Raw genomic sequence first — 12,487 nt, 5'->3', positions numbered from 1 at the left:
GCTTCATTGGTGGCGGGCGACAAGCGGTGCGAACGGTATTGTTCATGGGAGCGATGACCGCCAGACGTCACAACCCCGTCCTCAAGGCCTTCTTTGAGCGCCTCGTGGCCAATGGAAAGCCGAAGCTCGTTGCCCTGATCGCCGTCGCCCGCAAGCTGCTGACCATCCTCAATGTCATGATCAGGACGAAAACACCATGGCAACCCGCTTGACAGCGAACACAGTCGCTCACCCGTCTCGCCGCTATCGCGGCGAGCCACCCTCTCCCGCAAGGGGAGAGGGGAAAGCGGCGCCCCGCTATTCACATCTCCACCCCTCGACGAACCCACCCCCACGGCTTACCTGTGATGCCGTGCCGCCCCGCATCCTCAAAATCCCGGCCGAGCCGGCCACGCTGCTGCCCGACCGCTTCCAGGCGTGGTTCGCGGCCCGCGGCTGGTCGCCGCGTGAGCATCAGCTCGCGCTGCTGGACAAGGCGCGCGAGGATCGTTCCGCACTGCTGATAGCGCCCACCGGCGCGGGCAAGACGCTGGCGGGATTTCTGCCGACGCTGGTGGAGCTCTCGACGCAGCCGGTCGAACGGGACGGAAGGGCGAAGCAAAGCCTCGTCTCCACCGGCCGCGATGTTCGCCGCAGCGATGGCCTGCACACGCTCTACATCTCGCCGCTGAAAGCGCTCGCCGTCGATATCGCCCGCAATCTCGAGCGGCCGATTGCGGAGATGGGGCTGCCGATCAAGGTCGAGACCCGCACCGGCGACACGCCGGTGTCGCGGCGGCAGCGCCAGCGGCGCTATCCGCCCGATATCCTGCTGACGACGCCCGAGCAGGTCGCGCTGCTGCTCTCCTCCGACGACGCGCCGTTCCTGTTCTCCTCCTTGAAGCGCATCGTGCTCGACGAGCTCCACGCGCTGGTGACGTCCAAGCGCGGCGATCTGCTTTCGCTCGGTCTGGCGCGGCTCTGGCGGCTGGCGCCGCAGCTGCGCGCGATCGGCCTGTCGGCGACCGTGGCCGAGCCGGACCAGCTTGCGCGCTTCCTGGTGCCGCAGCCCGGCGGGAAGGAGGCGGCCGCCGACATTGTCGTCGCCGGCGGTGCCGCGCCGCCGCTGGTCGAGATGCTGGATACCCGCGAGCGCCTGCCCTGGGCCGGTCACAGCGCGCGCCACGCGCTTCCCGAAATCTACGAGCTGATCAAGGCCAACAGGACCACGCTCGTCTTCGTCAACACCCGCAGCCAGGCCGAGATGCTGTTCCAGAATCTCTGGAGCATGAACGACGACAACCTCGCGATCGCGCTGCATCACGGCTCGCTCGACGTCGCCCAGCGCCGCAAGGTCGAGGACGCGATGTCGGCGGGCAGATTGTGCGGCGTGGTCTGCACCTCTTCGCTCGACCTCGGCGTCGATTGGGGCGATGTCGATCTCGTCGTCAATATCGGTGCGCCAAAAGGCTCTTCGCGTCTGATGCAGCGGATCGGCCGCGCCAATCACCGCCTTGATGAAGCCTCGCGCGCGGTGCTGGTGCCGGCGAACCGGTTCGAGGTGCTGGAGTGCCGCGCCGCGATCGATGCGATCGCCGAGAATGCGCAGGATACGCCACCCTTGCGCACCGGCGCACTCGACGTGCTGGCCCAGCACGTGCTCGGCCGCGCCTGCGGCGAGCCGTTTCTAAGCGATGATCTCTACGGCGAGGTGCTCACGGCCGCGCCTTACTCAGATCTCGCCCGGCAGGATTTCGACGACGTCGTCGATTTCGTCGCCTCCGGTGGCTACGCGCTGAAGACCTATGAGCGCTTCGCCCGCATCAAGCAGGACAAGCAGGGGCGCTGGCGCGTCGCCAATCCAAAGGTGCGGCAGAGCTATCGTCTCAATGTCGGCACCATCGTCGAGGAGCCGATGCTGAAGGTGCGGCTCGTTCGTGGGCGCTCCACCGGCAGCGGCTCGACCGGCGTCATCACGCGCGGCGGCCGCGTGCTCGGCGAAATCGAGGAATATTTTATCGAGGGCTTGATTGCCGGCGACACGTTTGTGTTCGGCGGCGAAGTCGTGCGCTATGAGGCGTTGGCCGAGGATCAGGTCTATGTCTCCCGCGCCAACGACAAGGACCCGAAAGTGCCGTCCTATATGGGCGGCAAATTTCCGCTCTCGACCTATCTTGCCGAGCGCGTGCGGCGCCTGCTCGACGACCGCCGTGCATGGAACGGTCTGCCTGAACAGGTGCGCGACTGGCTGTCGTTGCAGAAAGACGTCTCACGTGTGCCCGGCGTGCGCGAACTGCTGGTCGAGACCTTTCCACGCGGCAACAAGCATTATCTCATTTGCTATCCCTTCGAGGGCAGGCTCGCGCACCAGACGCTGGGCATGCTGCTGACGCGGCGGCTGGAGCGGATGCGCGCCCGGCCGCTCGGCTTCGTCGCCAATGAATATGCGGTGGCGATCTGGGGGCTTGGCGATGCATCCTTCATGATCCGCAACGGCGAGCTTAATCTCGACGCGCTGTTCAACCCGGACATGCTCGGGGACGATCTCGAAGCCTGGCTCGCGGAATCCGCACTGATGAAGCGCACCTTCCGCAATTGCGCGCTGATCTCCGGCCTGATCGAGCGGCGCTTCACCAGCGAGGACAAGAGCCGCCGCCAGGTGCTGTTCTCGACCGATCTCGTCTACGACGTCCTGCGCAAGCACCAGGCAGATCACGTGTTGCTGCGCGCCGCCCGTGCCGATGCCGCTACGGGCCTGCTCGACCTGCGCCGCCTCGGCGCCATGCTTGCCCGCATCCAGGGCCGTATCACGCATCGGGAACTCGATCACGTCTCGCCGCTCGCCGTCCCCGTGATGCTGGAAATCGGCCGCGAGTCAGTCTATGGCGAAGCTGGTGACGAGCTGTTGGCGGAGGCCGCCGACGAGCTGGTCAAAGAGGCGATGACGTAGAGAATTTTACCAGTGGTGCGCGCAACTCCATCCACATCGTCATGCCCGGGCTTGACCCGGGCATCCACGTCTTTGCTTCCGCGGCAAGAACGTGGATGGTCGGGACGAGCCCGGCCATGACGGAGCAAGTGGCGCTATCGATCTCATCGACACGCACTTTGGATGTGGCTGGCATCGCGCTCCACGCCGATCTCTCCGGCGCGCTGTTCTGGGAAGAGCAGCGCCTGCTCGTCGTCTCCGATCTGCATCTGGAAAAAGGGTCGAGCTTCGCCACGCGCGGTGTGCTGCTGCCGCCTTACGATACGTTGGCAACGCTGAGCCGTCTCGCTGCCGTCATCTCCCGCCATAATCCCCGAACGGTCATCGCGCTCGGCGACAGTTTTCACGACCGAACCGCGCATGAGCGGTTGTCGTCCGACGATCGCGATGCTGTCGCCGCGCTCCAGACCGGCCGCGACTGGATCTGGATCTCGGGCAATCACGATCCCATGCTGCCGCGCGATCTCGGCGGGACCATCGCCGACGAAGTCGCGATCGGCCCGATCACCTTCCGTCATGAGCCAACAGGTGCGCGCGGCGAGATCGCCGGCCATCTGCATCCGAAGGCGCGCGTCTCCGCACGCGGCCGCTCGATGGAACGCCGCTGCTTCGCCAGCGACGGGATGCGCGCCGTGATGCCCGCCTTCGGCGCCTATGCCGGCGGTCTCAGCATCCGTGATGCCGCGTTCGCAAAGATCTTTCCCAGCAATGGCTTTGTCGCCCATCTGCTCGGTGACCGCCGCGTCCACGCCATTGCGGCCTCGCGCTGTTGTTGAGATCCCGGCCTCGTGCCAACCGGATCCATCGGGCCCGCCAACGGAAAATAGGACAGGACTACGTCCAGTACTTATCCGGAATCGCCTAAGTTCATAGGTACCTCTAACTTGCCAATTGCCGGGGCTGGATTTCATCCCGAACACGATTGCAACCGGCAAAGGGGTCGCTGCGAGGCGACCCCTTTCGATTCCGCCAGCCGGACTTTGTCCCCTGCTCCGGAACAAATTAAGAACACTTTAGCAAGTCTTTGATATATCATTGTGATTCGGCGCGTTGCCGACACAATATCTAGCGTCCGTCAGACTTTGCGAGGACTACATGTCCACCATCGCCTTCGATCAATTTGCCCTCACCCGGATCGCCGATTTCGCGCGCTCGCTGTCGCGGCTGCATCAGGCCGCGAGGCGCTACGCGGTCGATGACGACCAGTTCGATCGCGAGTTCAACGCGGTGTGCCAGTCGATCTGGGGCTACACCATCGACGACGTCAGCGACGATCTGTTCTCGACCGAGGATCATCTGTTCCTCGACACGCTGGACGAAGCGCATGCGCGCATCTTCGCAGCCGAGCAGGGTTACGATCTCATCGGCGAGGCGGGCATGCTCACCGACTGGTGGGGCTTCTGCTGGATGATCCTGGCCGAGAAGCGCGGCCTGCTGACTCAGGAAAACCGCGCCGCCGCGCGCGCGGCGATCGAGGAGAAATATCTGGCGGCCCCGAACGTGATCGGGGTGATCATCGGGAGATGACGCAGCACTCTCCGTCACTGCGAGCGTAGCAAAGCAATCCATAATCTGTTCGCGGTGACAGACTGGATTGCTTCGCTGCGCTCGCAATGACGACTTTGATTCAGTTGGGGCTTAGTCCAGCCCCGCCCGCTTCGCCGGCTTCTGTGCTGGGGTCTTCGGCACCGTCACGTCAGGCAGCGCCTCGCGCACGATCTCGACTGAGGCCGGCGCATCTGCCGCGACCGTCTCTGCGCGCACCGGGGCCACCTTCATCTCGCCGAGCCGCGCGCGGACCTGCGCGGTGAGTCCGGGGTAGGAGGCAACCGGCGTGAAGTCCGCAGCCTGGTCATTGCCGACGCGGATGCCGGTATAGGCGACGAGGCCGTCGCTGGTTGCGATCACGTCGCCGGCTTTCAGCGAGGAATCCAGCGCGAGATCGACCGGGGCGAGGCCGACCGGCTCGCGGCCGTTGCAGGTGCAGTCGGCACGCAGCGCCTTGCGATAGGCGAACGCGTTTTCGCTGTCGGCGTAGCGCTCGCCGGTCTGCGAAGCGGCGCCGTCGATCGAAGAGCCGAAATAGATCTTTGTCGTGGTGGCAGGACAGAACGCCTGACACATCTGGGCGGGCGAGGCGAGGCCGCGCATCAGCGGAAAATATTTGCCGTCGCAGGTGCGCACGCAGAAGGCCGGGCCGGAGCCGCCGGCCGCCGCCGCGCGTGTCGGGGGCACATATTGCGGGTTTGCGGGATTCTGCTGGCTGGCGAAGGGATCGGCAAAGGAGTTCGACTGCTGCGGAACCTCACGCTGCGGCCGGGGCCGCTGCATTCCGCCGAAGAAGAAGTCGAACAGGCCTTCGGCCGAAGCCGGGGCTGGAGCCGCAAGCAGCGGGGCCGCCAGGCTGGCGGCCACAAGCATCGCGCGACGCGCATGGGACAAGGCTGTACGCAATGCTCACTCCGACGCTACTGAACCGGCCGGAACCTTCCGAGGTCTCGGCACATGATTCACCATAGTGCTGGATGGTAAATGAGCAGTTGAGCGGAGGCGATTTCAAGTCGAGGCCGTGACCTCTTCAAGGCCGGGCACAGCTTCCGGCGGATGGTTGCTTCCGGGCAACGCCTGGGCATGGACGGCCAGGACTGTCTCGCGGCCTTAAGCCTTCAAGAACTCCGACGCCTTGTACAGCGAGCGGAACGGCAGGCCGGCCGCGCCAAACGTATCGGTGGCGCCTTCCTCGCGGTCGACCATGGTCAGCACCAGCACCACTTCGGCGCCGGTCTCGCGCACCGATTCCACCGCCTTCATCGCCGAGCCGCCGGTGGTGGTGACGTCCTCGACGATCACGACGCGCTTGCCTTCGAGCGTCTCGCCCTTGGGCAGACCTTCGATCGCGAGCTTCGCGCCGTGCTCCTTCGGCTTCTTGCGCACGAAGAACGCCGCGATTGGATGGCCCTTGATCCAAGAGATCTGCGCCAGCGCGCCGGCCAGCGGCACCGCGCCCATCTCGAGCCCGCCGATGAAGTCGAGCTGGTCGTCCTTCAGCGCCTCATAGGTCAGCTCGGCGAGCAGCGTCGCGCCCTCGGGGTCGAGCATGGTCGGCTTGAGGTTGAAGTAGAAATCGCTCTTGCGGCCCGACGCGAGCGTGACGTCACCGCGGCCGAAGGAGCGCCGGCGGATGATTTCGAACAGGCGGGCGCGGGAGGCAGATTTCGACACGGCGGTCCCTCGGGGCTTTTTGGAGGTGGCGGAATTTATCCGCGACGGCCGCGACATTCCAGAGGGGACCGGTCGAGTCAACAGGGATCGGCCATCCCGGTCCGCCAGTTGTGGGGGTGCAACCTTCTGGAGTAGTTGGATGCCAGATATCTCGGGGAAGGAAATGCCTGAATGACCATCGAGCTGCACACCTGGAACACGCCGAACGGCCGCAAGATCTCGGTCGCATTGGAGGAAATGGGGCTGCCTTACAAGGTGGTCCCGGTGAACATCACCAAGGGCGAGCAGATGGCGCCGGGATTCCTGAAGCTCAGCCCCAACAACAAGATCCCCGCGATCGTCGACCCCGAGGGCCCGGACGGCAAGCCCGTCAGCATCTTCGAGTCCGGTGCGATCCTGCTCTATCTCGGCGAAAAGACCGGCAAATTCCTGCCGAAATCGCTCTCGGAGCGCATCCCCGTCTATGAATGGCTGATGTGGCAGATGGGCGGCTTCGGCCCGATGCCCGGCCAGGTGCACCATTTCATCGCGCTCGAAAACGAGCAGGATCGCGCCTATGGCCTGAAGCGCTACATGGCGGAGACGCGCCGGCTCTACGGCGTGCTGGACCGCCGGTTGGAGGCCCACGACTTCGTCGCCGGCGACCTCTCGGTTGCCGATTTTGCCATCCTGGGCTGGGCCTGGCGCCACCCTCGCCACAAGGTTGAGCTGGCCGATTTTCCCAACGTCAAGCGCTGGTATGAGGCGCTGATGGCGCGTCCCGCGGTGAAGCGGGGCATGGACGCGAAGCTGGATTGAGGGGCCTTTTTCCCTCCCCCTTGTGGGGGAGGGTGGCTCGCCGCGCAGCGGCGAGACGGGTGAGGGGTCTGTCTCCGCGAGTCCAGCTGTCTTCGAATGCGCGGAGAAAGACCCCTCATCCGGCGCTTCGCGCCACCTTCTCCCACAAGGGGAGAAGGAAGAAAAATAATCACACCTTCTTCGCTTCCACCGCCATCCGCACCGCAAGCCCGGCCAGCACCGTGCCCATCAGCCAGCGCTGCACCAGCATCCAGCTCGGCCGGCTCGCCAGGAACAGCGCGATCGACCCGGCGGCAAGTGCGATCATCGCGTTGACGCTGACGCTGATCGCGATCTGGATCGCCCCCAACACCACCGACTGCGTCAGCACGCTGCCGGCGGTGGGATCGATGAACTGCGGCAGCAGTGCCAGATACAACATCGCGATCTTCGGATTGAGCAGATTGGTGACAAAACCCATCGCGAACAATTTGCGCGGGCTGTCGATCGCAAGCTGCTTCACCTGGAACGGCGAACGTCCGCCCGGCTTCACCGCCTGCCACGCCAGCCACAGCAGATAGCCCGCGCCGGCGAAGCGCAGCGCGTCATAGGCAAAGGGAATGGCGAGCAAGAGCGCGGTGATGCCGAACGCCGCGCACAGCATGTAGAACACGAAGCCGAGTGCCACCCCGCCAAGCGAGACGATGCCCGCCGCCGGCCCCTGCGTGATCGAGCGCGAGATCAAATAGATCATGTTCGGCCCCGGCGTGAGCACGAGACCAAGGCAGACGAGGGCGAAGCCGAGCAGGGCGGAGGTGTGGGGCATGGGTGAACCGGTGTGGGGACGGCACGGTTCTAATATGCGCCGCGCGGCGGAGCCATCGCGCAATTGCACGGAGGACAATTCCACTCGCCGGCGCGATCGGTGCGCTCCCTCGCCCCGTTCTTACGGGGAGAGGGTTGGGGTGAGGGGCTCTCTCCCCACGTGCGATCGTCGAGAGACCTGTACCCCCTCACCCGGAATCCGCGCTTCGCGCGAATTCCGACCTCTCCCCGCAAGCGGGGCGAGGTTAAGAGGTAGCATCAGTGCGCCTCGTCCCAATTCTTCGCCGCGCGCGCATCGACATGCAGCGGCACCGACAGGTTCACGGCCGGAAACGGCGCGTCCTGCATCACGTGCTGCACCACCGGCAGCGTCGCCTCGACTTCCGCGTCGGGTACCTCGAAGATCAGTTCGTCGTGCACCTGGAGCAGCATCTGCGCCGTCAGCTTCTTCTGGACCAGGGCGTCCTCCATCCGCGTCATGGCGCGGCGGATGATGTCGGCGGCGGTGCCCTGGAGCCGCGCGTTGATCGCGGCGCGCTCGTTGAAGGCGCGCACCGAGGCGTTCGAAGCCTTGATGTCGGGATAGTACATCTTCCGGCCGAACAGCGTGGTGACATAGCCGTTGCTCCGGCAGAAGTCGCGCGTCTCGTCCATGTAGGCGCGGATGCCGGGGAAGCGCTCGAAATACTTCTTGATGTAGGCGGAGGCTTCCTCGCGCGCGATGCCGAGCTGGTTGGCGAGGCCGAATGCCGAGATGCCGTAAATGATGCCGAAATTGATCGCCTTGGCACGGCGCCGGATTTCGCTCGGCATGCCCTCGATCGGCACGCCGAACATTTCGGAGGCCGTCATCGCGTGAATGTCGAGCCCGTCCTTGAACGCCTGCTTGAGGACGGGAATGTCGGCGATCTCGGCGAGCAGCCGCAGCTCGATCTGCGAATAGTCGGCGGAGACGAGCTTGTGCCCGGGTGTCGCGATGAAGGCGCGGCGGATCTTTCGCCCGTCCTCGGTGCGCACCGGGATGTTCTGCAGATTCGGCTCGTTCGACGACAGCCGGCCCGTCGTGGTCGCGGCCAGCGCGTAGGTGGTGTGGACGCGATGGGTCTGCGGGTTGACGTAGGTCGGCAGCGCGTCGGTATAGGTCGATTTCAGTTTCGAAACCTGGCGCCACTCCAGGATCTTCTTCGGGAAGTCGTGGCCCTGCTCGGCAAGCTCGTCGAGCACCTGCGCGGTCGTCGACCACGCGCCAGTCTTGGTCTTGGTGCCGCCGGACAGTCCCATCTTTCCGAACAGGATGTCGCCAATCTGCTTGGGGCTGCCGACATTGACGGGCTCGCCCGCGATCTCCTGGATCTCGGCTTCGACGCGCGCCGCGGTCTGGGCGAAGTCGCCTGATAGCCGCGACAAGACCTGGCGGTCGATCGAGATGCCGCGCCGCTCCATGCGCGCGAGCACCGACACCAGCGGCCGCTCCAGCGTCTCGTAAACGGCGGTCATGTGCTCGGCGACGAGGCGCGGCTTCAGCACGCGCCACACGCGCAAGGCCATGTCGGCGCCTTCCGCCGACAGCGGTGCGGCCTTGTCGATCGGCACCTGGTCGAAGGTGATCTTGCCCTTGCCGCTGCCGAGCAACTCGCTCTCCTTCAGCATGGCGTGGCCGAACCAGCGCTCCGCGAGCGCTTCGATCGCGTGCGAGCCGCGGCCGGCATCGAGCACATAGGAGATCAGCTGCGCATCGTCGGCGTTGCGCAGCGTGATGCCGTGCTGCGCCAGCATCACGGCGGTGAACTTGACGTCGAAGCCGATCTTGAGAATGCCCGCCGATTCCAGCACCGGCCGCAGTGCTTCGATCGCGTCGGCATGCTTGACTTGGTCCGGCGCGAGGCCCGCGTCGAACAGACCGGCGCCGCCACCGGACTGCTTGTGCGCGAGCGGCACGTAGCAGGCCTCGTTCGGCGCCAGCGCCAGCGCGATGCCGCACAGATCGGCCTGCATCGGATCGATGGAGTTGGCTCTCGTCTCGATCGCGACATAGCCGGCGTCATGGATGCGCGCGACGAAGGCGTCGAGCTCCATGAGCGTCTTGATCGCCTGGTATTTGCCGCGGTCGACCGGCAGCTTGCGCAGCGCCTCTTCGCGCGCGGCGGCCAGTGAAATCGGCGAGCCCTTGAGACCGGCCGACTTATCGCCCTTGTCGCCGCCCGTTGCGGTCGCGGCTGGAGCGGCGAAAAGATCGCCGGAGGTCTCTGACGTTCTTGCCTTGGCTGCGTCGCCGCCGGCCCTGGCGCCGCTGCTGTTCGACGCATCGGCATCGACATTGGCGGGATCGATCTGCGAATAGTCAGCGACGCGGCGCGTCAGCGTGGTGAATTCCATCGCCTTCAGGAAGGCAATCAGCTTGCGCGCGTCGGGCTCGTGCACCGCGAGGTCGTCCAGCGGCACCTCGAGTTCGACCTTGTCGTCCAGCAGCACTAGCTGGCGCGAAATCCGCGCCTTCTCGGCATTCTCGATCAGCGCCTCGCGGCGCTTCGGCTGCTTGATCTCGGTAGCGCGGAACAGAAGCTGTTCGAGGTCGCCATATTCGACGATCAGCTGCGCGGCGGTCTTGATGCCGATGCCGGGGACACCAGGAACGTTGTCGGTGGAATCGCCGGCCAGCGCCTGCACTTCGACGACTTTCTCCGGCGGCACGCCGAACTTCTCGATCACCTCGGGGATTCCGATACGACGGTCCTTCATGGTGTCGTACATCATGATCTTGTCGTTCACGAGCTGCATCAGATCCTTGTCGGAGGACACGATGGTCGTGTGGGCGCCGCGATCGCTGGCCTGCCGCGCATAGGTCGCGATCAAATCGTCGGCCTCGAAGCCGCCCTGTTCCAGGCAGGGCAAATCGAAGGCGCGCACGGCTTCGCGGATCAGCGCGAATTGCGGGATCAGATCATCGGGCGCGGGCGGCCGGTGGGCCTTGTACTCGGGATAGATCTTGTTGCGGAAGGTGACTTCCGACTTGTCGAACACGATCGCCAGATGCGTCGGGCGGTTGTCCGCGGGCATGTCGCGCAACAGCTTCCACAGCATGTTGCAGAAACCGAGCACGGCGTTGACCTGCAAGCCATCGGACTTGCGGTTCAGTGGCGGCAGCGCGTGATAGGCGCGGAAGATGTAGCCGGAACCGTCGACCAGGAAGATGTGGTCGCCCTTGCCGGCCACCTTCGCCGCGACCGGTTTGGCAGCAGGCTTGTCAGCAGCGGGCTTGGTTTCGGCTTTGGCAGCGGTCTTCGGGGATGTCGTTGGGGAGCGTTTGGGCATGGCCGCAATGTATGAATTTTTGCGGGCTTTGACAGCCTTGAGCGGGGGATTTTTGGGCCGCTGGTGCCGCTATCCCCACTGTCGTTCCCCACATCCCCGCTGTCATTCCCCGCGAAAGCGGGGAATCCAGTACGCTGCGGCTTCTCGGCTCAATCACTGGCGTCTCGGCGTACTGGGTCGCCCGGTCGAGCCGGCGACGACACCGAGAGGGCGGCTACTCCGCCGCCTGCAACACTGGCCCGGCCTTCTTCGGCGCGATCCAGAACGTCTGCGGCCGTTCGAACAGGAAGCGGGCATTGAGCCGCAATGCGACGTACCAGATCGCGAGCGACCCGAGCACGCCAACGATGGTGACGATCAGCGATACCGTGCCGATGTCGGGAATGACGCCGGTGCGCAGCAGTAGCGTTCGTGTCGCCGCCATCGGGAGGAAGAAGGCGAGGTAGATCACGATGGAATGCTCGCCGCAGAAGCGGAAGAAGTTCAACCATTGTGCGCGGGCGAGCAGCGTGCCCATCGTGATGATGGCGCAGGCGCCGGCGAAGCCGAGCACGAGCGAGACGATCTTCCATTCGCTGGCGCCGAGCGCGACGAGGCCCGCATTGACCAGCGCCCAGCTCGCAAGCGCCGCCAGCGCAAGTGCGGGATGGTTGCGCGCGCGATCGGACAGCGCGAACACGTAAGGCGCGAACAGATATCCCGAATAGAAATAGACGAAGCGCGCGCAGAATTCGTCGATCGCGGTCCAGCCGGTCGAGATGCGCGCCGTCTCCAGCGCGGCAGCGATGAGCCAGATCGCCAGCGGCGGGACTCGCCGTGTCAGTTTTGTGACGACGAAGAAGATCGGCAGCAGGTAGATGAACCAGAGCGTGCCGAACGGTTCGACGAAGGATTCCAGATACAGCAGGCCGGCCTCGCGCCAGCTCGTCTCCGCCGCGAATGCCGGTGCCTTGAAGCCGAACTGGATTGTCACCCAGACGACATAGAAATAGGCGAAATGCACCACCTTGCGGTCGAGATAGGTTCGCCAGTCCCGATCGATCACCAAGGGCAGGAACAGGCCCGAAATCAGGAAGAAGTCCGGCATCCGGAACGGCTTTGCGAAGGCCACGGCGACATGCATGAAACCGGTCTGGCCGGCCGCGATCTCCACCCCCAGCACCGAGTGCATCATCACGACCATGACGATGCAGATGCCCTTGGCATAGTCGACCCAGTCGACACGTGCGGGCGAGGGGGCCTTGGAAAGCCCGCTCGCGGCGATTGTGCCTGATAGTGCCATGGTGTCCCGTTTCGAGGCGCGGTCCGCCCGGCTCTGTGCGGACGTGGCGCAGTGTGAAGCCTTGCGGTTTAAGGTTTCTTTACCGGTACAATTCGCGTGCC

The 12,487-nt window shown here is 64.9% G+C and carries 9 protein-coding genes and 1 pseudogene; 5 read left to right on the top strand and 5 right to left on the bottom strand.

Features of this window, described 5'->3' with window-relative positions; all coding sequences use genetic code 11:
• From AC1DW2_RS39630 to AC1DW2_RS39615, 4 genes and pseudogenes are all read left to right on the top strand, one after another.
• Positions 1–212, top strand: a pseudogene (locus tag AC1DW2_RS39630) (IS110-like element ISMex17 family transposase); the annotation flags it as partial.
• A 140-nt stretch (positions 213–352) separates the two neighbouring features.
• Positions 353–2,929, top strand: coding sequence for a ligase-associated DNA damage response DEXH box helicase (locus AC1DW2_RS39625; protein ID WP_477008739.1), 2,577 nt, complete (start codon positions 353–355; stop codon positions 2,927–2,929).
• 116 nt (positions 2,930–3,045) lie between these two features.
• Positions 3,046–3,744, top strand: a complete 699-nt coding sequence (gene pdeM, locus AC1DW2_RS39620) for a ligase-associated DNA damage response endonuclease PdeM (protein ID WP_477008738.1) — start codon at positions 3,046–3,048, stop codon at positions 3,742–3,744.
• Between the two features lie 319 nt (positions 3,745–4,063).
• A complete protein-coding gene (locus AC1DW2_RS39615) occupies positions 4,064–4,495 on the top strand; it encodes a hypothetical protein (protein ID WP_014491352.1) in 432 nt (143 codons plus the stop codon).
• A 111-nt stretch (positions 4,496–4,606) separates the two neighbouring features.
• Here AC1DW2_RS39615 and AC1DW2_RS39610 read toward each other — a convergent pair whose 3' ends face one another.
• Positions 4,607–5,389 (bottom strand): DUF2865 domain-containing protein, encoded by a 783-nt coding sequence (locus AC1DW2_RS39610; protein WP_354181839.1) that lies wholly within the window; start codon positions 5,387–5,389, stop codon positions 4,607–4,609.
• A 237-nt stretch (positions 5,390–5,626) separates the two neighbouring features.
• On the bottom strand, positions 5,627–6,190 hold the full coding sequence (pyrE, locus tag AC1DW2_RS39605; RefSeq protein WP_014491354.1) for an orotate phosphoribosyltransferase: 564 nt from the start codon (positions 6,188–6,190) through the stop codon (positions 5,627–5,629).
• A 171-nt stretch (positions 6,191–6,361) separates the two neighbouring features.
• Here pyrE and AC1DW2_RS39600 point away from each other — a divergent pair, with 171 nt between their 5' ends.
• Positions 6,362–6,988: a glutathione S-transferase family protein gene (locus AC1DW2_RS39600; protein ID WP_039154700.1), complete on the top strand. Its 627-nt coding sequence runs from the start codon at positions 6,362–6,364 to the stop codon at positions 6,986–6,988.
• Positions 6,989–7,157: 169 nt separating this feature from the next.
• Here AC1DW2_RS39600 and AC1DW2_RS39595 read toward each other — a convergent pair whose 3' ends face one another.
• The 3 genes from AC1DW2_RS39595 to AC1DW2_RS39585 all read right to left on the bottom strand — a co-directional run bounded on the left by AC1DW2_RS39595 (position 7,158) and on the right by AC1DW2_RS39585 (position 12,386).
• Positions 7,158–7,793, bottom strand: coding sequence for a LysE family translocator (locus tag AC1DW2_RS39595; protein ID WP_038933366.1), 636 nt, complete (start codon positions 7,791–7,793; stop codon positions 7,158–7,160).
• A gap of 257 nt (positions 7,794–8,050) precedes the next feature.
• Positions 8,051–11,104 carry a DNA polymerase I gene (polA, locus tag AC1DW2_RS39590; protein ID WP_477008737.1) on the bottom strand — a complete coding sequence of 1,018 codons (3,054 nt, stop codon included), beginning with the start codon at positions 11,102–11,104 and terminating at the stop codon, positions 8,051–8,053.
• A gap of 214 nt (positions 11,105–11,318) precedes the next feature.
• Positions 11,319–12,386, bottom strand: a complete 1,068-nt coding sequence (locus AC1DW2_RS39585; RefSeq protein ID WP_477008736.1) for an acyltransferase family protein — start codon at positions 12,384–12,386, stop codon at positions 11,319–11,321.
• Positions 12,387–12,487 lie beyond the last annotated feature (101 nt).

The sequence above is a fragment of the Bradyrhizobium sp. P3_C3 genome (genome assembly GCF_056402655.1).
Note: the sequence above shows the minus strand (reverse complement) of the source record. Positions and strands in the feature narration are given on the sequence as shown.